The 20,558-nt window shown below is 66.8% G+C and carries 18 protein-coding genes and 1 pseudogene; 7 read left to right on the forward strand and 12 right to left on the reverse strand.

Annotation, left to right across the window (positions count from 1 at the left end):
- Positions 1 to 803, forward strand: an 803-nt coding sequence (locus EGJ34_RS04910) for a sulfurtransferase (protein WP_148100474.1), incomplete at its 5' end; no start/stop codon positions are given.
- 33 nt (positions 804 to 836) lie between these two features.
- Here EGJ34_RS04910 and EGJ34_RS04915 read toward each other — a convergent pair.
- Positions 837 to 1,406: an N-acetylmuramoyl-L-alanine amidase gene (locus EGJ34_RS04915; protein ID WP_125359426.1), complete on the reverse strand. Its 570-nt coding sequence runs from the start codon at positions 1,404 to 1,406 to the stop codon at positions 837 to 839.
- Positions 1,407 to 1,476: 70 nt separating this feature from the next.
- Between EGJ34_RS04915 and EGJ34_RS04920 the strand changes: the two genes are divergently transcribed.
- Positions 1,477 to 2,004, forward strand: a complete 528-nt coding sequence (locus EGJ34_RS04920; RefSeq protein WP_125359427.1) for a hypothetical protein — start codon at positions 1,477 to 1,479, stop codon at positions 2,002 to 2,004.
- A gap of 79 nt (positions 2,005 to 2,083) precedes the next feature.
- Positions 2,084 to 4,228 (forward strand): bifunctional 23S rRNA (guanine(2069)-N(7))-methyltransferase RlmK/23S rRNA (guanine(2445)-N(2))-methyltransferase RlmL, encoded by a 2,145-nt coding sequence (gene rlmKL, locus EGJ34_RS04925; protein ID WP_125359428.1) that lies wholly within the window; start codon positions 2,084 to 2,086, stop codon positions 4,226 to 4,228.
- A gap of 140 nt (positions 4,229 to 4,368) precedes the next feature.
- On the opposite strand, the gene EGJ34_RS04930 is transcribed toward rlmKL, so the two are convergent.
- Genes EGJ34_RS04930 through EGJ34_RS04940 form a run of 3 tightly spaced genes read right to left on the reverse strand, consistent with a single transcriptional unit; the run spans position 4,369 to position 6,667 of the window.
- Positions 4,369 to 4,698: a DUF3325 domain-containing protein gene (locus EGJ34_RS04930; RefSeq protein ID WP_125359429.1), complete on the reverse strand. Its 330-nt coding sequence runs from the start codon at positions 4,696 to 4,698 to the stop codon at positions 4,369 to 4,371.
- On the reverse strand, positions 4,695 to 6,335 hold the full coding sequence (locus tag EGJ34_RS04935) for a PepSY-associated TM helix domain-containing protein (protein WP_125359430.1): 1,641 nt from the start codon (positions 6,333 to 6,335) through the stop codon (positions 4,695 to 4,697). The genes EGJ34_RS04930 and EGJ34_RS04935 overlap by 4 nt, the downstream gene beginning before the upstream one ends.
- Positions 6,332 to 6,667 carry a DUF3649 domain-containing protein gene (locus tag EGJ34_RS04940; RefSeq protein ID WP_260476911.1) on the reverse strand — a complete coding sequence of 112 codons (336 nt, stop codon included), beginning with the start codon at positions 6,665 to 6,667 and terminating at the stop codon, positions 6,332 to 6,334. Before EGJ34_RS04940 ends, EGJ34_RS04935 begins: the two co-directional genes overlap by 4 nt.
- A 357-nt stretch (positions 6,668 to 7,024) precedes the next feature.
- On the opposite strand from EGJ34_RS04940, the gene EGJ34_RS04945 reads away from it, so the two are divergent.
- Together EGJ34_RS04945 and EGJ34_RS04950 are read left to right on the forward strand one after the other, a co-directional pair.
- Positions 7,025 to 9,361, forward strand: coding sequence for a TonB-dependent receptor (locus tag EGJ34_RS04945; protein WP_260476912.1), 2,337 nt, complete (start codon positions 7,025 to 7,027; stop codon positions 9,359 to 9,361).
- Positions 9,361 to 10,653: an aminotransferase class V-fold PLP-dependent enzyme gene (locus EGJ34_RS04950; protein WP_125359433.1), complete on the forward strand. Its 1,293-nt coding sequence runs from the start codon at positions 9,361 to 9,363 to the stop codon at positions 10,651 to 10,653. Before EGJ34_RS04945 ends, EGJ34_RS04950 begins: the two co-directional genes overlap by 1 nt.
- A 3-nt stretch (positions 10,654 to 10,656) precedes the next feature.
- On the opposite strand, the gene EGJ34_RS04955 is transcribed toward EGJ34_RS04950, so the two are convergent.
- The 6 genes from EGJ34_RS04955 to EGJ34_RS04980 form a co-directional block, all read right to left on the reverse strand.
- Entirely contained in the window at positions 10,657 to 10,962 is a 306-nt protein-coding gene (locus EGJ34_RS04955) for an addiction module antidote protein (RefSeq protein WP_125359434.1), read from the reverse strand.
- A 28-nt stretch (positions 10,963 to 10,990) separates the two neighbouring features.
- Positions 10,991 to 11,314: a type II toxin-antitoxin system RelE/ParE family toxin gene (locus EGJ34_RS04960; protein WP_312023016.1), complete on the reverse strand. Its 324-nt coding sequence runs from the start codon at positions 11,312 to 11,314 to the stop codon at positions 10,991 to 10,993.
- 47 nt (positions 11,315 to 11,361) lie between these two features.
- On the reverse strand, positions 11,362 to 11,760 hold the full coding sequence (locus tag EGJ34_RS04965; protein ID WP_125359436.1) for a DUF4124 domain-containing protein: 399 nt from the start codon (positions 11,758 to 11,760) through the stop codon (positions 11,362 to 11,364).
- Between the two features lie 177 nt (positions 11,761 to 11,937).
- Positions 11,938 to 13,230, reverse strand: a complete 1,293-nt coding sequence (locus EGJ34_RS04970) for a DUF445 family protein (RefSeq protein ID WP_125359437.1) — start codon at positions 13,228 to 13,230, stop codon at positions 11,938 to 11,940.
- Between the two features lie 189 nt (positions 13,231 to 13,419).
- The gene (locus EGJ34_RS04975; protein ID WP_125359438.1) at positions 13,420 to 14,289 is read right to left on the reverse strand and encodes a plasmid replication/partition related protein; all 870 of its coding nucleotides are present in this window, start codon (positions 14,287 to 14,289) and stop codon (positions 13,420 to 13,422) included.
- 43 nt (positions 14,290 to 14,332) lie between these two features.
- Positions 14,333 to 15,685, reverse strand: a complete 1,353-nt coding sequence (locus EGJ34_RS04980; RefSeq protein ID WP_125359439.1) for an aspartate aminotransferase family protein — start codon at positions 15,683 to 15,685, stop codon at positions 14,333 to 14,335.
- A 108-nt stretch (positions 15,686 to 15,793) separates the two neighbouring features.
- Between EGJ34_RS04980 and EGJ34_RS04985 the strand changes: the two are divergent.
- Positions 15,794 to 16,979, forward strand: a pseudogene (locus tag EGJ34_RS04985) (aldehyde dehydrogenase family protein).
- A gap of 177 nt (positions 16,980 to 17,156) precedes the next feature.
- Positions 17,157 to 18,452: an MFS transporter gene (locus EGJ34_RS04990; protein WP_125359440.1), complete on the forward strand. Its 1,296-nt coding sequence runs from the start codon at positions 17,157 to 17,159 to the stop codon at positions 18,450 to 18,452.
- On the opposite strand, the gene EGJ34_RS04995 is transcribed toward EGJ34_RS04990, so the two are convergent.
- The gene (locus EGJ34_RS04995) at positions 18,433 to 18,894 is read right to left on the reverse strand and encodes a bacteriohemerythrin (protein ID WP_125359441.1); all 462 of its coding nucleotides are present in this window, start codon (positions 18,892 to 18,894) and stop codon (positions 18,433 to 18,435) included. The genes EGJ34_RS04990 and EGJ34_RS04995 overlap by 20 nt on opposite strands.
- 71 nt (positions 18,895 to 18,965) lie before the next feature.
- Positions 18,966 to 20,306 carry a diguanylate cyclase gene (locus EGJ34_RS05000; protein ID WP_125359442.1) on the reverse strand — a complete coding sequence of 447 codons (1,341 nt, stop codon included), beginning with the start codon at positions 20,304 to 20,306 and terminating at the stop codon, positions 18,966 to 18,968.
- Positions 20,307 to 20,558 lie beyond the last annotated feature (252 nt).

Below are 20,558 nucleotides of genomic sequence, written 5' to 3' on the forward strand. Positions count from 1 at the left end.
CGGCCAGCGCGCCGCGCGTGCTCGATGCCCGCTTCTCGCTCGCCGACCCGCAGTCCGGCGCGGCCGCATACGCCCAAGGGCACATCGAGGGCGCCGTCCACGCCGACCTCAATCGTGATCTGGCCGACCTCGACAAGGTCGGCGAGGGACGCCACCCGTTGCCCGACAGCGACGCGTTTGCTGCCCAGCTCGGCCGTTGGGGCATCCGCCCCGACACCCCGGTGGTGGTCTATGACGCCGGTGACGGCAGCATGGCCGCCGCGCGGGCCTGGTGGATGCTGCGCCTGATCGGCCACACCCGGGTCGCGGTGCTGGATGGCGGCCTGGCGGCCTGGCAGGCCGCCGGCTACCCGCTGACCACGGAAGTACCTACGCTACCCGAAGGGCAGCCGTATCCCGGCCGCTTCGACCGCGCCCAGATCGCCTCGGTGGAAGAAATTTCCGCCCGCCTCAAGCATCCCCCCGGCTGGCTGCTGGATGCCCGCGCCGGTGAGCGCTTCCGTGGCGAAGCAGAACCGCTGGATCCGGTCGCCGGGCACGTGCCCGGTGCGGTCAACCGCCCGTTCGCGTTGAACGTCCATGAAGGACGGCTGCGTCCGGCCGCCGATCTGCGCGCCGCGCTGCAGCCGCTGATCGGCACGCACGACCCGCAGCAGGTGGTGCTGATGTGTGGTTCGGGGGTTACGGCCTGCCATCTGCTGCTGGCGATGGAAGTGGCCGGTCTGGCCGGCGCGCGTGTCTACCCCGGTTCGTGGAGCGGCTGGGTCAGCGATTCCACCCGGCCGGTCGCCACCGGCCCGTAGTGCCGGGCTTGCCCGGCAACCTGCAATGGCGGGTCAAGCCGCCAATGTCTGCAACCGCACCGCCGCCATCACCCGTGGCCACGGGAACAACGGGCCTGGGTCACGTTTGCGCGGCACCTGGCGCTCGGCATCATCGCTGGCTTCAACCTGCCGCGTATCCAGCGCCTCATGGCCGGCAATGAACTGCAGGCCAGGCAGGGTGTCGCACAGGTGCTGCAGCAGGTCGATCAAGGCGGCAATCTGCAAATCAGGGTAAGGCTCGTCCATGGCCTGGTGACGAGAGTCCAGCCAGTGCGGGTAGCGGCCGGTGTTGACCAGCTCGATCCCGATGGAGCGCGGGTTGAAGCCACTCACATGGTGCGCGGTACGTTCCAGTGGCACGTACTGGACGATGCTGCCGTCGCGGTCGATGTAGAAATGCCCACTGTTGCCGCTGCCGCTGTCATACAGAACGCGCTCCCCATACTCACGCGCCATCGCCAGGTCGGGCAGTTCGGTGCAGTGAATCACTGCCAGGTCGATGTCTTCGTGCGCCCGTTCGGCCAGCCGGTCCACGTAGGGCAGCGGCTGCGGGTCGATGCGGGGCGGGGCACGGTCAGACATGCAGCGATGCTAGCATTCACCGCATGAGCGCAACCAACGATTCCTTCCTTGATTCCCGCGCGGTAGCGGCATGAGCCGCGGCCACTGCATCCTGTCCCATGGCTTTGAAAGCGGCCCCGACGCCACCAAGGTCACGGCGTTGGCCGAGGTCGCCGAACGCCTGGGCTTCACCCATGAGCGCCCGGATTACACCGACCTGGATGCCCGCCGCGAAGTGAGCAGTGTCGGCGACGTGCGCGCCCGCCTGCAGCGGCTGATCGGTCTGGCCGCTGCCGCAGCCGCGCGTGGGCCGGTGGTGCTCGCAGGTTCCAGCCTGGGAGCCTACATTTCAGGCATTGCCTCGCTGCAGGTGCCGACCCAGGCCCTGTTCCTGATGGTGCCGCCGACCCGGATGGGGCCGATGCCGGCCCTGGATGCGGCTCCGGTGCCGATCAGCGTGGTGCATGCCTGGCAGGACGAGCTGATTCCGGCCGCCGATGTGATCGCCTGGGCGCAGGCACGCTCGGCACGGCTGCTGCTGGTGCAGGACGGTCACCGTCTGGAAAGCCACGTGGAGGCGTCCGCGCAGGCGTTTGAGGCGTTGTTGAAGGGGTTATGACGCCACCCGGGGGCGTTGCCGGGCGCTTGCCGCCGGGTCACGTACAATGCGCGGTCCGCTGACCTGTGTATCCGCCCCTGTGAAATTCTTTGTTTCCTGCGCCAAAGGCCTGGAGTATCTGCTCGCCGACGAACTGCTGGCGCTTGGCCTGCCCAAGGCCACCGCCACCATTTCCGGCGTGAACGCCGAGGGCGAGCTGGCGCAGGCGCAGCGGGTGGTGCTGTGGTCGCGGCTGGCCAGCCGCGTGCTCTGGCCCATCGCCGAGTTCGACTGCCCCGACGAAGCCTCCCTGTACCAGGGCGTCAGTGCCATGCCCTGGGAGCAGCACATCGCTCCGGAACTGACCCTGGCCGTGGACGCACACGTCTCCGGCACCGAGATCACCCACGCGCGCTTTGCCGCCCAGCGGGTCAAGGATGGCGTGGTCGACAGCCTGCGCGCGCAGGGCCTGGAACGCCCTTCGGTGAACGTGGAGTTCCCGGACGTGCGCCTGAACCTGTCGCTGCGCAAGGGCCGCGCCACGATCTCCATCGACCTCGGCGGCGGCCCCATGCACCGCCGCGGCTGGCGCATGGCGCAGAACGACGCGCCGTTGAAGGAAAACCTGGCCGCCGCCGTGCTGCTGCGCGCCAACTGGCCGAAGATCCACGCCCAGGGTGGCGGTCTGCTTGACCCGATGTGTGGCAGCGGCACGCTGCTGATTGAAGGCGCGTTGATGGCCGCGGACGTCGCTCCGGGCCTGCAGCGTCATGGCAGCATTCCGCCCAGCCGCTGGCTGGGCTTTGACCGTGACAGCTGGAAGGCGCTGCTGGCCGAAGCCCGCGAACGCGAGCAGGTCGGGCGCGCCGCGCTCAAGCAGGTGATCCACGGCAGCGACATCGATCCGCTGGCTATCCGCGCCGCGAAGGAAAACGCCGAAGTGGCCGGTGTTTCTGATGCCATCTGGTTCGGCGTGCGCGACGTCGCCGATGTCCAGGTGCCGCCGGAAGAGACCGGCTGCGTGGTCTGCAATCCACCCTACGACGAGCGGCTGGCGGCCGATGCCGTGCTGTACCGTCGCATTGGCGATGCGCTCAAGCGCGCCGTGCCGCAGTGGCGCGCCAGCCTGCTGTGCGGCAGTGCCGACCTGGCCTTCGCTACCGGCCTGCGGGCCAGCAAGAAGTACCAGCTGTTCAACGGAGCCATCGAGTGCGCGCTGATCGTCTGCGACCCGATCGCGGTACCGCAGCGCGAGAACAGCGGCGCGCCGCGTGAGCTCAGCGAAGGCGCGCAGATGGTGGCCAACCGGCTGCGCAAGAACATCCGCAAGTACAAGACCTGGCGCAGCAAGGCCCAGGTCACCTGCTACCGGGTCTACGACGCCGACCTGCCCGAATATGCCGCGGCCATCGACGTGTACCAGGAAGACGGCGGCGCCGGTCGTACCTTCCTGCATGTGCAGGAATACGCCGCACCGGCCACCATTCCCGATGTGGATGTGCGTCGTCGCCGCAACGAGCTGCTGTCGGCCGCGCGCGAGGTGTTCCAGGTGCCGGCCGAGCAGGTCGCATTGAAGTCGCGTGAACGCGGCAAGGGCGGCAGCAAGTACGGTCGGTTCGAGCAGCGCGGCGAGTTCATCATGGTTCGCGAGAATGATGCGCTGCTGCGGGTGAACCTGTTCGATTACCTCGACACCGGTTTGTTCCTCGACCATCGCCCGCTGCGCTGGCACATGGGCAAGGTGGCCGAAGGCCAGCGTTTTCTCAATCTGTTCTGCTACACCGGCGTGGCCACTGTGCAGGCCGCCGTGGCCGGTGCCGCGTCGACCACCAGCGTGGATCTTTCCGGCACTTACCTGCAGTGGTGCGCCGACAACCTGGCCCTGAATGGCAAGGGCGGCAGCCAGCACACGCTGGTGCAGGCCGATGCGCTGGCCTGGCTGGAAGCCGAGCGTCACCGGTTCGACGTGATCTTCTGCGATCCGCCGACGTTCTCGAATTCGGCCCGTGCCGAAGACTTCGATGTGCAGCGCGAACATGTGCGCCTGCTGCGGGCGGCGGTCAACCGCCTGACTCCGGAAGGCGTGCTGTACTTCTCCAACAACTTCCGTCGCTTCAAACTGGACGAGGACGCGGTGAAGGAGTTCGCGCAGTGCAAGGAGATCACCGCCGATACCATCGATGAGGATTTCCAGCGCAACCCGCGCATCCACCGCGCGTGGGAGCTGCGCCGTTACGGCGCGTGATTTACGTGCGCCACGACCAACGGTCGTGGCCTACCGTGCTCTACACGGGTCATTCGTTTCCCAGGCGCGTGGCGACGCGCTAATCCATACGGCGTGTCGTTGTTGTCGTGGCGCGGCACGACCGTTGGTCGTGCCGCCGGTTACATCACCGCAGCCACCAACCCCACCGCCGGCAATCCACACGCCAGCGGCTTCAACCAGCGCTGCCGCCACGGATACAACCCGAACGCGATCGGCAGCCCGGCAATGGTCAACGTGCCCAACCACAGCACCGGGCCCGCGGCCCAGCCATGATCTACCACGCTCAGCGCGAACGACACACACAGCAGCGCCCAACCCAGCACGCGCCAGCGCGTGCGCACAGTGGCCGTCGCCGCCGCCTTGCCATGCAAATCCAGCTGGTGCTTCTCCATCGCCAGCGACAGCGCGGTAAACGCAGCGAAACTCAAGGTCACGGCGAGCAGCATCATGCGCTGGCCTCCGCCGGCACCGGCGGTTTCGCCGCCGCCGCTGCAGCGGCCTGCCGCTTCTTCTTCTCAGCCGCGCTCAGCGCCGGCTGCCAGCGCTGCATGCGCAGGCCGCAGTAGGCCAGCATCGCGCCGAACGCCAGCATCATCAGGTCGAACCCGGCCAGCACCCAGTCGCCGGCCAGCAGGGTCACCCCAAGATGCGCGTTCGTGGTCAATGCATTCACCACTGGAACAAGTGCGAACAAGGCTGCACCCAGATAGAGCTGCGCCGCCCACATCATCCGCTTGGGCCACAGGAATGCCGCCAGCAGCGCCGCGCCCCAGGCGTAGAAGAACACATTGGCCTCGGCGGCCGGGCGTTCGGCCAGGCCCAGCGGCAGCAGGCGGTTGCCCCAGAAATAGGCGGCAAACGCGATCGGCAGACCCGCTACCGCGCCAATGTTGAGCGCGTCCACCAGGCGCAGGCCGAAGCCGGTCCTGCCGGACTTGGCATGCTTGGGCCGTTCCTTGACCGCCCACAGCACCACGCCGCTGGCCACCATCAGGCAGCCGACCAGGCCGGACAGGAAGAACAGCGCACGCAGCCCCCAGTCAGCAAAATGAGCCAGGTGCAGGCCGTACATCACGCCGCGGGTCTGGGTGGCACCGCCCGGTAGCGGGCTGGCCTGCAGCAGCTCGCCGCTGATGGCATTGAAGCGCAGCGAAGGCGCATCGCTCGACAGCCGGCGGCCGTCACGCTGGTAGACGTCGACCACCGCATTGGCCGCGCCAGGGTGGGAGACGACGAAACTGCCCACATCCGCGCCTTTCCATTCACGCCGCGCGCTGTCGAGCAGCTGCTGGATCGGGACCGGGGTGGCGCTGCCTTCGCCGGGCCCTTCCACGTCGGCCATGCGCGCGAAGGCTTCGCTGTAGAACGCCGCTTCGTCGTTCGGGTAGGCCTTGTTCATGCCCCACGGCAGGTACATGAACATCAGGGTGACGATGCCGGTGTAGGTGATCATGGCGTGGTACGGCAGGGCCATCACCGCGCTGACGTTGTGGAAATCCAGCCACGACCGCAGGCCTTTGTCCGGGCGGAAGGTGAAGAAGTCCTTGAAGATTTTCTTGTGGGTGATCACCCCGGTGATGATCGCAACCAGCATGAACATGGCGCAGAAGCCCACCAGATAGCGCGCCCACAGCACCGGGATGTAGTGCAGGTCGAAATGCAGGCGGTAGAAGAAGTCGCCGCCACGGGTCTCACGCGCGCTCACTTCGTTGCCGGTGTTCGGGTCAACCGTGGCATCACCGAAGCGGCCGCCGCCACGCCGGCGCTTCTGGCCCTCAACCGGCGGCTTCACCATCGACTCGGGATTGCGCCAGAACATGCGCATGGCGGGATTGCGCGCGCTGGGCAGGGTCACGTTCCACGATTCGGCCTGGGGGGCCTTGTGCTGCAGAAACGTGAGCGCACGCTGCGCGGCCACATCGCTGCTGACCGTGCTGCGCGGCAGCTCCGGGCGCATCCAGCGGCTGATCTCGTCGCGGTAGTAGCTGGCGGTTCCGGCCATGAAGATGAGCAGCAGCAACCAGCCCACCAGCAGGCCGGTCCAGGTGTGCAGCCAGGCCATTGACTGGCGGAATCCGTTTTTCATGCGCGGCCCTCCAGCAGCAGCGTGCCCAGCCAGAACAGCGCAGTGGGCAGGGCGATGCCGATCCAGGCGCGCAGCGCGGTGCGGGTGGCAAATGCCCACAGCGCGGCACAGGCGCACAGCAGGATGCCGACCAGCATGCCGGTCAGCACCGCCTGTGAGCGCACGCCGGGCATCGCCACGGCGAAGAACATCGAACAGGTCGCGGCCAGCGCGTAACCGCCGAAGATCGCCGCCAGGCTGCGGGAGAGCACGCCCAGCCAGGGGCGGGCGAAGAAGCGGCCCACAGGGGCGAGCCAGTGTGCGTCGGGCGTGCTGTCCACGAGGTCCTGCAAGGTCGATGTTCCAACGGCAATGGCCCACTGCGGGGCGCAGCAGGCAACAAGGGAGGCCATCCTTGGCCCAGCCACTGTTTGGCGCAGCGGTATCCCTGGAGCTTGTCCTGAGAAGTCGCAATCGACATCGCAGATCGCGGCGAATGATAGTCATTATCATTTCGTTCTTCAAGTCGCAGCGGGCATGTGTCATCGGATGTGTGGCGCAGCGTCATCTTCACGACATCGCACCTGAACAGACTGCGCCCCGCGCGGCAGAGCGGAGGGTCTGCACGCATTCCCCATTGTGTTGATCTGGAGTTGCGAGTGAAGCGTTGTGCGTTGGCCGTTGCCGTTGTGTCCGTTGTTTCTTTTGCTGTGGCCGCCGAAGGGCATGCCCAGTCCGCTCCGGCAGGGAATGCCGCAGCCCCCGCCACCCTGGACACGATGGTCGTCACCGGTACGCGCGGCAGCAACCGCACCCAGTTCGATACCCTTGCGCCGGTTGACGTGTTCTCGCAGGAAGAGATCCAGGCCATTGAATCGAGCGACCTCAACGACGTGCTGGCCCAGCTGGTGCCGTCGTTCGTGGTGCAGCGCATGCCGATGAACGACGGCCTGGTGTTCGTGCGTCCGGCCACGCTGCGCGGCCTCTCACCGGACCAGACGCTGGTGTTGGTCAACGGCCGCCGCTTCCACCGCTCGGCATTGCTCGGCGCGCGCGGCGCACAGGGTCCGGACCTGGCCCAGATTCCGGTGCATGCCATCCAGCGTATTGAAGTGCTGCGCGATGGTGCGTCGGCACAGTACGGTTCCGACGCCATTGCCGGCGTGATCAACATCATCCTTGATGACCGCGTCGGCGGTGAGGTCTCGCTGGGGCTGTCCGAATACAGCGAGGGTGATGGCCGCGGCCGAAAGGTCGGCGCACGCCACGGTTTCGCCCTGGGCGAGGACGGCAGCCTGTCGTTGTTCGCCGATTGGGACAAGTCCGATGCCACCTCGCGCAGCCGCCAGCGCGCCGATGCCATCGCCTTCCAGAACGCGCATCCGGAACTGGACGTACCAGACCCGGTGCAGCGCTGGGGCCAGCCGGACCTGGAGAACCGCCACGCTGGCTTTAACCTCAACCTGGCGCTGAACCCGAATCTGGACCTGTACGGCTTTGGTCTGTTCGGTCACAGCGAGGGCATGAGCGACTTCAACTGGCGTAACCCGGACGGCACCGCCTCGGTCTACAACCCCAGCGGCGTGTTCCCGGGCTGGGAAGCGCGTTCGCTGTATCCCACCGGCTTCAGCCCGCAGTACGGCAACGAGCAGGACGACCTGCAGGCCGTGCTCGGCCTGCGCGGTTATATCGGCGAGCGCTGGCGCTGGGACGTGAGCGCGTCGTACGGCCGCAACCAGATCGACTACACGCTGGACAATGCGATCAACGCCTCGTTGGGCCCGGACAGCCCGACCTCGTTCTATCTGGGGCGTCTGTCGCAGACCGAGAAGAACGTCAACGCCGACGTGGTCTATTCGCTGCCGGTGGCGGCGCTGGAAGGTCCGATCAACATCGCCTTCGGTGCCGAGGCGCGCGAGGAAACCTACGCGGTGAAGGCCGGTGACCCGGCGTCCTACGCGATTGGCCCGGGCGCGGCGACCGGTCTGGCCGGCGGTGCCAACGGCGCGCCCGGTTTCAGTGACACCAACGCCGGCAGCTGGAGCCAGCGCAGCCGTGCTGCCTACATCGACGTGGAGGCACCGATCACCGCGCGCTGGACGGTGGGTGCGGCGACCCGCTACGAGCACTTCTCCGCCTTCGGCGAGAGCATCGACGGCAAGCTGTCCACCCGCTTTGCGTTCACCCCGGACGTGGCGATCCGTGGCTCGGTCTCGACCGGCTTCCGCGCACCGACCCCGGGGCAGCTCTATACCCAGAGCACCCAGCAGGGCCTGGATACGGTGACGCTGCAGGTATTCACCACCGGCCGACTTTCTCCCAGCGATCCGCTCGCTGTGCAACTGGGTGCGCAGCCGCTCAAGCCCGAACAATCGCGTACCGCCTCGCTCGGCCTGACCTGGAAGACCGATGCCGGCTTCTCCGGCTCGGTGGATGTGTATGACATCAAGGTCACCGACCGTTTCAGCCAGTCGGCCGCGTACGCCGTGCCGGCCGGTACACCGAACCCGCTGCGCTTCACCTCAGTGAGCTTCTACACCAATGACTTCGACACCACCACCCGTGGTGTGGACGTGGTCGGCAGCTATGTCACCGGCGTGGGTGCCGGGCGCTTGAACACGACGCTGGGCTACAACTACAACCAGACCACCGTCGACAGCGGCCGCACCGGTGTGGCCACCAATGACAGCCAGCGCCGCATCTTTGAAGAGCGCCTGCCCGAGCACAAGGCCACGCTGAGCAGCCAGTATGAGATCGGACGCTGGAGTGTGCTCGGCAAACTGCGATACTACGGGGCATGGACCGACTCTTCCGGCAATGCCACCGGCGACATCTTCCAGCGCTTCGGTGCGATGAGCTTCTTCGACCTGGCAGTGAGCTACAAGGTCACCGACCAGCAGACCCTGCGCATCGGCGCGGACAACCTGTTCGACCGCTATCCCGACGAAGCCACGTTCCAGGCCAGCCGCGGCCTGATCTACTCGCGGAACGCGCCGTATGACACCGATGGCCGCAACATCTACGCCGAATACCGGATCCGTTACTGATGGACCGGCAACGACGTCATCTGCTGCGGGGGGCTCTGGCCCTGCCGCTGGCGGCCGGTCCGGCGGGCAATGCCATGTCGGCTGATCTGGCGGCGCTGCCCGCGGTGAACGGACGCACCCCGGTGCAGTTGGCCGGGGACGAGAGCTGGTGGGGCCAGGTGCGCGCGCTGTACGACCTCACCGACGAGGTCGTCATGCTCGACAACGGCTACTGGGGCGCGATGGCGCGCCCCGTGTTGCAGGCCTATCAGCAGGCCACCGCCACGGTGAACGCCGGCAATGCGTGGTTCGGGCGGCGGGCGTTCCCGCCGCTGTTCGAGCAGGCGCGCCTGCGGCTGGCCGAGGTGCTGGCCGTGGATGCGGACGAACTGGTGCTGACGCGCGGTGCCACCGAGGCCATGCAGGTGCTGATCGGCGGCTACCGCCGGCTGCAGCCGGGCGATACCGTGCTTTACGCCGATACCGACTACGACAGCATGATCGATGCGATGAAGTGGCTGCAGGGGCGGCGCGGGGTGAACCCGGTGCGCATCATCCTGCCGGAACCGTTCGATCACGACGGCATCGTGGAGACTTATCGGCAGGCGCTGGCACAACATCCGCGCACGCGGCTGCTGCTGCTGACCCAGGTCAACCACCGTAACGGCATGCTGCTGCCGGTCGCGCAGATCAGTGCGATGGCCCGGGCTGCCGGGGTGGATGTACTGCTGGATGCCGCGCATGGCATCGGCCAGGTCGACACTCCGCTGCGTGAGCTCGGCGCGGACTTTGTCGGCATCAACCTGCACAAGTGGATCGGTGCGCCGGTGGGTTTGGGCGCTGTATACGTAAAGCGGGGCAGGGTGCGTGACCTGGACCCGTACATGGGCGAAGCCGACGGCGACGACCTGCGTACCCGGGTGCACACCGGCACGGTCAATTTTGCTGCGGTGTTGGCGTTGCCGGTGGCGTTGGACCTGCACCAGCGCATTGGTGTTGCCAACAAGCGTGCCCGCTTGTTGCATCTGCGCAACCGGTGGCTGGATGCGCTGCGCGACGACGAGCGGTTCCAGCTGCTGGCCTCGCCGGACGAGCGCCTTGCCAGCGCCATCGCAGGCTTCCGCCTGCGCGGTCAGACCGGCATGGCGGCGAACGCCGCCACCGCCGAGCGCATGGTCAAGCAGTCCGGCGTGTTCGTCGTCCCCCGCGACGGCCTGGCATCCGGAGCCTGCCTGCGGGCTACGCCGGGCATTTTCAGCACGCCCGCGCAGATGGACGCGCTGGTCGTCGCGATCCGCGCGGTGGCAGGGTAGGTGTTATGCGGTGTGCGGCTGACTGAGTGGTTCGACGGTCAGCCGCACGCCCAGTGCGGTGAGGACGCGCTGTACTGTATCGAAGCGCGGATGCGCGCCCGGCTTGAGTGCCTTGTACAGACTCTCGCGGCCCAAGCCGCTGCTCTCAGCGATCTGGGTCATGCCGCGTGCACGCGCGACTACCTGCAAGGCGTCCTGGAAGTGCGTGGCATTCTGCGAAGCAAGGGCTTCAGTCAGATACACGGCGATGCTGTCATCGTCGGTGAGGTAATCGGCGGGGTCGAAGGGACGTAGGGTGTGCTTGGTCACGAGAAAGAACCTCTATGGCTATGGAACGCTATCGCCGCGCACATGACAGTTCGGTTGCCATCCGCCGGGCCTTCTGGATGTCCGACGCCTGACTGTCCTTGTCACCGGCGCACAACAGGAGGATCAACTGCTGACCTTGGCGGGTGAAGTAGACGCGATAGCCGGGGCCAACGTGAATTCTCAGTTCGCTGACGTTGCAACCCACTGACTTGACGTCGGCGGGACCGCCATTGACCAACCGTTGTATACGCTCGGCGATGAGTGCTCGTGCTCGGGTATCCCGTAGCCGACGCATCCAGCGTCCAAACGCATCAGTCGCCTGTATCGATGACTTGGAAGGCATTGTATCCATCTGGATACAATGGGCAAGTGGTCATCGATTGTCGATTGGCAGAAGCGTCAGCGCTTCGCGCAGGCCTGCGCCATGTCGGCCTGGACGTTGTCCGGGGTTTTGCGGCCGAAGATCTCGGCGATCTCGGATCGGGTCTTCAGGTCTTCGCACTTTTCAGGATCGACGGAACCATCAATGACGGTGCCACGTACCGGCTCTTGTCCCCGGCCGGCGGCCACCTGCTGCTGGCGACGTGCATCGTAGAGATTGCGCTGGGCCCGGGTCTTGTCGGCCCAGGTCAGGTTGGGATCGCGGGTGATCGGGCGGGTGACGCCGGTGTCCTGCTCGGGCGGGCAGGGCACGGTCTGGTAGATGGTCTGGCCTTTGTCCGCGCACTTGTACACGCGCTGGGCGTGAGCGCTGCCCGCCAGCGCGAACAGCGCCAGCATCATGATCGTCCGTTTCATGGGGCCCCCTGTGAGCCTGTGCTCTTCTGAATGGGCGGCAGAATACGTGAAGCCTGTCGCAAAAACACCCGGGCAAAGTGTCAACCGCAGTTCCCGTGCGGCACGACCAACGGTCGTGCCCTACCGATCGGGTATTTCACGGCCCCGGTAGCTCACGACCGTTGGTCGTGAGCGGGCTCACCAGTGCAGCCAGACTGTCAACGCATGCAGCGCCAGCCCGATCAGCCCGCCGACCAGCGTGCCGTTGAAGCGGATGAACTGCAGGTCGCGGCCCACGCTGAGTTCCAGCTGTTCGACCAGATGGCGCTCGTCCCAGCCTTTCACGGTCTGCGCGATGTGCGTGGTGACCCCCTCGCGCAGTCGGCTGGTGAGCCGTTCGGCACCGTCCATCAGGTGCTGGTTCAGCGCTTCGCGCAGTGACGGGTCGTTCTGCAGTGCCTCGCCGACCCCGCTCAGACTGCGCCGCAGGTGACCGGCCAGCGCGGAGTCTTCGCTGGACAGGTCCGCGCGCAGGGCGGCGTGGATGCGCGCCCACAGGCCCTGCACGTAGTCCTGCACAGCCGGGTGGTCGATCACACGCTGCTTGATCTGTTCGATCTGCGCGGCCAGGGCCGGATCCTCGCGCAGACGACCGATGTAGTCCGCCAGCCACGTTTCGTAGTCGCGTCGCAGCGGGTGCTCGGGTTCAGCCAAAATCTGCTGCAGCTCGCCGAGAATCGCATGGGCCAGGCGTTCGGCCAGGCTGTCGCCAATCTCGTCGATCGGCTTGACCCAGTTCACCGTGCTCGCCAGTTTGGGCCATTCGCGCTGGATGTAGCGCACGATCAGCTCGGAAGCGCGCTCCTTCACCGCCGGCCGGTCCAACCATTCGCTCACCCGGGTCAGGCCTTCGTCCAGCACGCGCTGGTGGCGGTTGTCGGCGGTGAGCAGGCCCAGCAGTTCGCCGGCGGTGGCGGCGGCATTCCATTGGCGTAGTTGCTGGATCACGAAGCCCTGGATGCTGCGGCGGACCGCGGCTTCATCCAGGAAATCCAGCGCCTGCAGCGCCCAGCCGCGTGCCATGTCGGCCAGCATCCGCGCGCGCGCCGGATCGGCCAGCCAGCTGCCGAGTCGGCTGGCCGGATCGAACACCTGCAGCCGTGCCAGCAATGCTTTCGGTTCAAGAAACTGGTCGCGCACGAACACGGCAAGGCTGTCGGCAATGCGGTCTTTGCTGTGCGGAATGATCGCGGTGTGGGGAATCGGCAGTCCCAGCGGCCGGCGGAACAGCGCCACCACCGCGAACCAATCGGCCAGCGCGCCGACCGCCGCTGCTTCGCAGAAGGCCGAGACCCACGCCCATATGCCGCGCTCGCCGTTGAGGTGGCTGATGACGAAGCCGGCCAGCATGGCCAGCAGCATCAGCAGCGCGATGGCTTTGAGGCGGCGCAACTGGGTGCGGCGCGGGTCGGGGGCGGAGATGGAATTCATGCGGCCAGTCTATCGGCCCCCAGATGATCGCGCCCTGCACGGGGCAGGGTGATGGGGTGACCGCCGCTTGAATGGCGCTGTGTGATGTCGCTTTTCGTAGAGCCGGGCTTGCCCGGCTGCTGTCACCGCGCGCGATTACACGCCGCGGGGCACGCCCGGCTCTACATGTGCCCATCTGGTTTTCCAGCGTCAGCCGTTTGCCGCGCGCAGCTCGGCCAGCTGCTTGCGCAGCGCATCGTTTTCCAGCGTCAGCGCAATCACCCGCTGGCGCAGTTCGGCCGGACCTTCGCCCAGCGCCTCCAGCGCCTCTGCAATCTCCGCCTCACGGCTGGGGTCGGTTTCGAAATCGGCCTCGGCCGTGGCCAGCACTTCCTGCACCGGCTTGCGCGGCTTGCGCTTGGCCTCGCGCACGCGCTTGGCCGCCTGCTTGAGCTCATCCTTGCCAGCCTGCGCAGCCGCGCGCTGCTCCTCTTCGGGCAGATCGGCCACCGCGGCGGCGGCGCTGATGGAGATCACCCCGGTCTTCACGGCTTCCACCAGTTCTGGTGCGGCCTGCTTGTGAATGCGCTCGATCATGCCTACCTGGCTGCTGCTCAGGCGCGCCTCGCGGGCCATGTCGGCGCGGCTGACCTTCGGTGCCGGTGCCCACGGCGGGCTGTCTTCATCACCGGCTGGCGGCGCTTCGGCGATCTCGCCGTCGCTTTCCTGCTGCAGCAGGGCCTGTTCGGCGCGATGTCGCTCGGCCAGGATGTCGCGCTTGCGCAGTGCCAGCACGCCACGCTGGAAATCGGACACGCTGCGCCGGCCCAGATGCTGCTCGATCATCCACAGGTGCACGTCGTCCATCGACTTGAAACGGGTGTTCTGCACGGTCTGGAACGGCAGGCCGTGCTTCTGGCAGATGCCATAGCGGTTGTGGCCGTCCACCAGCACGTCGTTCCACAACACCAGCGCGTCGCGGCAGCCTTCGGCCAGGATGCTGCGCTCGAGCGCTTCGTGCTCGTCTGCAGTGAGCGGGTCGATGTAGGCCTTGAGTTCTTCTTTGACGACGATTTCCATGCAATCCGGTACGCAGGCGGGACGTGACCCACCATTGTACCGGTCACCCGGTGGCCCGGATCATCTCGCCCAGGACGTCCACGATCCGGTCGATCTGCCCGGTGTCGATGATCAGGGGCGGCGACAACGCGATCACGTCGCCGGTGCAGCGCACCAGCAACTGGCCATCGCGGAAACAGCGTTCGAACACTTCATAGCCCCGGCTGCCGGGGGCATCCTTGCGCGGGGCCAGTTCAACCGCGCCGATCAGTCCGAAGTTGCGGATGTCCAGCACATTGGGCAGCCCGCGCAGACTGTGCAGGCGCGTCTGCCAGTACTCGCCCAGCTCGACGGCGCGGTCGAACAGGCCCTCGGCGGCATAGGTGTCCAGCGCCGCCAGTGCTGCCGCGCAGGCCAGCGGATGGGCCGAATAGGTATAGCCATGAAACAGCTCGATCGCCGCCGGCGGTCCCTGCATGTAAGCGCTGTGGATGGCGTCGGACACCAGCACCGCGCCCATCGGTACCGCCCCGTTGGTCAGGCCTTTGGCCATTGTAAGCAGGTCCGGGGTCACCCCGAAGCGCTGTGCCGCGAACGCATTGCCGACCCGGCCAAAGCCGGTGATGACTTCGTCGAAGACCAGCAGGATGCCGTGCTGGTCGCAGATCTCCCGCAGCCGCTGCAGATAGCCGGGTGCCGGCAGGATCACTCCGGCCGAGCCGGCGACGGGCTCGACGAACACGGCCGCAATGGTGGAGGCATCATGCAGCGCGATCAGCCGCTCCAGGTCCTCGGCCAGCTCGGCACCGTGGCGGGGCAGGCCGGGGCTGAACGCGTTGCGTGACAGGTCCAGGGTGTGGCGCAGGAAATCGGTGCCCGCCAGCAGGGGGCCAAACGCCTTGCGGTTGTTGGGCAGGCCACCAATCGACAGGCCGCCGAACCCAACCCCGTGATACGCCTTCTCGCGGCCGATGAAGCGGGTGCGCTGGCCTTCGCCCCGCAGCCGGTGATAGCCCAGCACGATCTTCATCGCCGTATCCACGGCTTCGGAGCCGGAATTGGTGAAGAACACATGGTTGAGCGAGGCCGGAGCCAGCGACGCCAGTCGCTGCGCCAGCACGAACGGCAGCGGCGTGCCCATCTGGAAGGTCGGCGCGAAATCCAGCTGCGCGGCCTGTTCCTGGATCGCCTGCACAATGCGGGGTCGGGCGTGGCCGGCATTGCAGCACCACAGCCCGGCGGCACCATCCAGGATGGGCCGGTCGTCGACGTCGTGGTAGTACATCCCTTCGGCGCGGACCAGCAGGCGCGGTGCCGCCTTGAACTGGCGATTGGCGCTGAACGGCATCCAGAACGCTTCAAGCGACTCGGGGCGCTGCTGCGACAGCGTGGACAGCGGGGACTGGACGGACGCCATTGGTCACTCCGGTGTTGAACGGATGCTCACGACTCTATCGCAGCCGCGTCACGGAATACCGTGACGGGCGCGGTATAACAGGGCGGGATTGCCCAGGCCGGAGGGCCGATGAACACCGTGCATGACAACGCGGTCCGCTCGCGGGCGCAGTGGCAGCAGCAGGCTGATGCGCTGCGCCCCCACGGCCAGGCCTTCATCGACGGTCGTTTCGTCGACGCCGCCGACGGCGCGCAGTTCGACTGCATCAGTCCGGTCGACGGCCGGCTGCTGGCGCGGGTCGCCGACTGTGCAGTCGCCGATGTCGACCGCGCGGTCATCGCCGCCCGACGCAGTTTCGAAGCCGGGCACTGGTCGCGCGCGACACCGGTGCATCGGAAGCGGGTGCTGCTGCGGCTGGCCGATCTGGTCGAGCAACACGCCGACGAACTGGCGCTGCTGGAGACCCTGGATATGGGGAAGCCGGTGCGCGATGCACGCGGCGACGACCTGCCCGGGGCGGTGCGCTGCCTGCGCTGGACCGCCGAGGCGGTGGACAAGGCACGGTGAGCGCGCCGGTGAGCCACTGGCCCTGCACATGGACGTGGACGTACTCGCCTTCACCGGTTCCACTGCAGTGGGGCGAACGCTGCTGCAGTGCGCCGGGCGCTCCAACCTCAAGCGGGTCTGGCTGGAGTGCGGTGGCAAGAGCCCCAATCTGGTGTTCGCCGATGCCCCGGACCTGGATGCGGCGGCCAAGGCGGCCGCGACCGGCATCTTCTACAACCAGGGCGAGGTCTGTACCGCCGCCTCGCGCCTGCTGGTGCAGCGCTCGATCCAGGCCGAATTCGTGCATCGGGTGCTGGCCCACGCCGAGCACATGCAGCCGGGCCATCCGCTGGATCCGCTGGCGTCGATGGGCGCGCTGGTGGACGCCGCACATGCCGGGCGGGTGCTGGACTACATCGCCCGTGGCCAGGCGGAAGGGGCGCGCCTGCTGCTGGGCGGAAAGCGCGTGGAGGTGGTGGCGGGCGGCAGCTATGTGCAGCCGACCGTGTTCGATGAAGTGGCGCTGCGCCTGGCCAATGACTCGGTGTACGGGCTGGCCGCCGGGGTTTGGACCCGCGACCTCGGTCGTGCGCACCGGGTGGCACGGCAGCTGCGCGCCGGCAGCGTGTGGGTCAACCAGTGGGACGGTGGCGACATGACCGCACCGTTTGGTGGCTACAAGCAGTCCGGGATCGGCCGCGACAAGTCACTGCACGCGTTCGACAAGTACACCGAGCTGAAGGCGACCTGGATCCATCTCGGCAGCTGAACATTCACGCCCGGCTGCACTTCGCGCCATTGCCGGCAGCCGGGCAAGCCCGGCTCTACGACGTCGCACGATCTGCCAAACGGGCAAGCCCGGCTCTACGGTTGCGCCTGCAACCATCCCACCGCGCGCCGCAACCTGCGTGGCAGAATCCGGCAGCTGCCTTCTTCCGTGTACCCGATGTCGACCACTGCTGCTGAAACGCCCGTCAATTCGCCCCGCCGTGTGCTGGCTGCCAGCCTGATCGGCACCACCATCGAGTTCTTCGACTTCTACATCTACGCCACCGCGGCGGTGCTGGTGTTCCCGCACCTGTTCTTCCCGCAGAGCAGCGAAGGGGCGGCCCTGCTGCAGTCGCTGGCGACGTTCGCAGTGGCCTTCATCGCGCGTCCGGTCGGCTCGGCGGTGTTCGGGCATTACGGTGACCGTATCGGCCGCAAAGCCACCCTGGTCGCAGCGTTGCTGACCATGGGCGTGTCCACCGTTGCCATTGGAATGCTGCCCACCCACGCCAGCATCGGCCTGGCCGCGCCGGCGCTGCTGGCGCTGTGCCGCTTCGGCCAGGGCCTGGGTCTGGGCGGGGAGTGGGGTGGGGCGGTCCTGCTGGCCACCGAGAACGCGCCGCCTGGCAAGCGCGCCTGGTGCGGCATGTTCCCGCAGCTCGGCGCACCGCTGGGTTTCCTGCTGTCGGCTGGTATTTTCCTGCTGCTTGGGCGGATGATGAGCGATGCCGATTTCCTGCAATGGGGCTGGCGTATTCCGTTCCTGGCCAGCTCGCTGCTGGTGGCGGTGGGGCTGTGGGTGCGTCTGAACATTCATGAGACCCCGCAGTTCCAGGCTGCACTGGACCGCAACGAGCGGGTGCGCCTGCCAATGTGGACGGTGCTGCGGCACCATCCGCTGACCCTGCTGCTGGGTACGCTCGGCGCGTTTGCCACCTTCGTGCTGTTCTATCTGATGACGGTGTTCACCCTGGGCTACGGCACCACGGTGCTGCATTACAGCCGCGAGCAGTTCCTGCTGATGCAGATGGTCGGCATCCTGTTCTTTGCCGCGGGCATTCCGCTGTCGGCACTTTACGGCGACCGCTGGGGCACGCGCCGTACGATGATCGTCGCCAGTGGTCTCATCCTCGGCTTCGGCGTGGTCTTCGCCCCGTTGTTCCAGGCCGGCAGCCCGTGGATGGTGGTCAGCTTCCTGTCGCTGGGTCTGTTCCTGATGGGTCTGACCTATGGGCCCTGCGGCACGTTCCTCGCGGAAATCTACCCGGTGCAGGTGCGCTACACCGGGGCCTCGCTGTCGTTCAACATCGCCGGCATTCTGGGGGCCGCGCCGGCCCCGTATGTGGCAACCTGGCTGGCCGAACGCTTCGGTCTGCTGGCGGTGGGTTACTACCTCTGCCTGACCGCGCTGGTCACCCTGGTGGCGCTGCTGGCGATGAGCCGGCGCGCCGCGCTCAGCCAAACAGCCGCTTGACCGTGCGGCTGAGCCAGCCGCCCTGTTCGTGCTCGCGGGCAAACTTGTTGAGGTGGGCCTTCACTGCCGGCGCGTAGGCCTGGTCGTCGCCGCGGATGTGGTTGAACAGCCAGCGCGAGAGCATGTTGCGCAGTTCGTCAGTGACGTCTTCGCCGGCCTGGAAGCGCATCCGGTACTCCAGCACGCGCTTGCCGAAAATCTCGTGCACGCGCTTGTGTGCCGCGCAGAACGGATAACCGGCTTCCTCCATCAGTTCTTCCTCGAACGCGAAGTGCGACATGGTGTAGTCGATCAGCTCGTCGATCACTTCGGCGACCGCCAACCGATGCATGCTGGTCTGCGCCGCGTGCAGATGGTTGAGCATCTCCACGATCCGCATATGCTGGTGATCGATGACGTCGATCCCCGTGTTGAGATCGTCCTGCCAGACCAGAACTGCCATGTCGCGCTCCCTGTGCGATTGCCTTCGGGAACCACTCTAGGCAGGGGTCTGCGCCCCTGCGTTGATCTGGATCAAGGCAGTGCTTCGGCAACCCGGGCGGGGGTGGCGGTGGTGCTGCTGCTGACCCGGTTGCGGCCACCGGCCTTGGCCAGATAAAGCTGGCGGTCGGCTTCAGAAATCAGCAGGTGCAGCGAGTCGCGCTGCGGCGTCAGGCAGCACACGCCGATGCTGACGGTCATGCGCAGGATGGTCGGACCCAGATGCACCTGCAGCGAAGCGATGCGCTGGCGCAGGATCTCGAAGTAGCCCAGCGCTTCGTCTTCTTCCAGTCCCGGCACCAGCAGGCAGAACTCCTCGCCACCAAAGCGGGCGGTCAGGTCCTGGTCGCGGGCGTGGTCGGCGACGGTGGCGGCCACTGCACGCAGCGCGTCGTCGCCGGCCTCGTGGCCATAGGTGTCGTTGATGTGCTTGAAGTGATCGATGTCGATCATCGCCACCGCGACCTTCTCGCCGCTGTGCTGCAAGGCGGGCAACTGGCGCTGGCTCTGCTCCAGGAAGCAGCGGCGGTTGGGCAGGCCGGTCAGGAAGTCACGCGTGGCCAGGTCCTGCAGGGTGCCGATCAGCTCCAGCTGGTCGACGTTCTGCGAAACGCGGCAGAAGAATTCCTCGCGCGAGAAGGGCTTGCGCAGGAAGTCATTGGCACCGTTCTTGAGGAAGCGCGGGATCAGGGTCTGATCGGTGTTGCCGGAAATGCCGATCACTGCCACCTTGTCGCGCGAGCGCAGGGTGCGCAGGCGGCGGGTGAACTCCACACCCTCCATGCCCGGCATCTCCTGGTCCACCACGGCCAGGCGGATGGCGGGGTGGGCTTCGATCGCCTTGAGGCCTTCGGCCCCGTCTGCGGCTTCGTACACATCGTGCCCGTACATGCGCAGCAGCGAGGCCGCGTACATGCGTGCGGACATCGAGTCGTCCACCACCAGCGCCGCGATGCGGCGGTTGCGCTCCAGGCGCTGCACCAGCCAGACCAGGTAGTCCACGCTGCCGGGGGTGTTCTTCAGCACGTAGTCGATGATCTGCTGCTGCAGCACGCGTTTGCGCAGGTCTTCGTCATAGACGCCACTGACCACCACGGTGCGCAGCCCGCGCGAGAGGAAGTACTCCACCACCTGGTCGCGGTCGCCGTCAGCCAGCACCAGCCCGGTCAGGACCAGGAACCAGCCGTCTTCCTCGTCCAGCAGGCGACCGGCCTCGGCCAGGCTGGTGGCCACCGAGACCGGCAGCTCCAGCCGCTGCTCGATGGCTTCCTTCAGCATGGTGGTGAACGTGCGCGAGTTTTCCACCAGCAGAATGCGCTGGGGAAGTGCATCACCGGGGCTGCTGTCAAAAGCGCCCTGCAACAGTGCCGGCATGTTTGGTTCGCTCGATTCCGGGTGGGTCAGGTTTGGTAGCGGCCAGACAGCGGGGGACTTTAGGGGCAAATTCTGAATCTGCGCAGGCTTTCACATTTCTCACCCAGCCTCACCGAATGTGTCACGTGTCGCGTCGGGACGGGCCATGCCCGTCCGGGACGTATCACCGGGCGACCCGCAGCCACACATGGCGCGGCTCTACAGCTGCTCCGGCAATTCGACCGACCACACCGGCACTTTGCCGTCGTCGTA

Origin of the sequence: Stenotrophomonas sp. 278 (assembly GCF_003935715.1) — a bacterium.
Lineage (GTDB): Bacteria > Pseudomonadota > Gammaproteobacteria > Xanthomonadales > Xanthomonadaceae > Stenotrophomonas > Stenotrophomonas maltophilia_AH.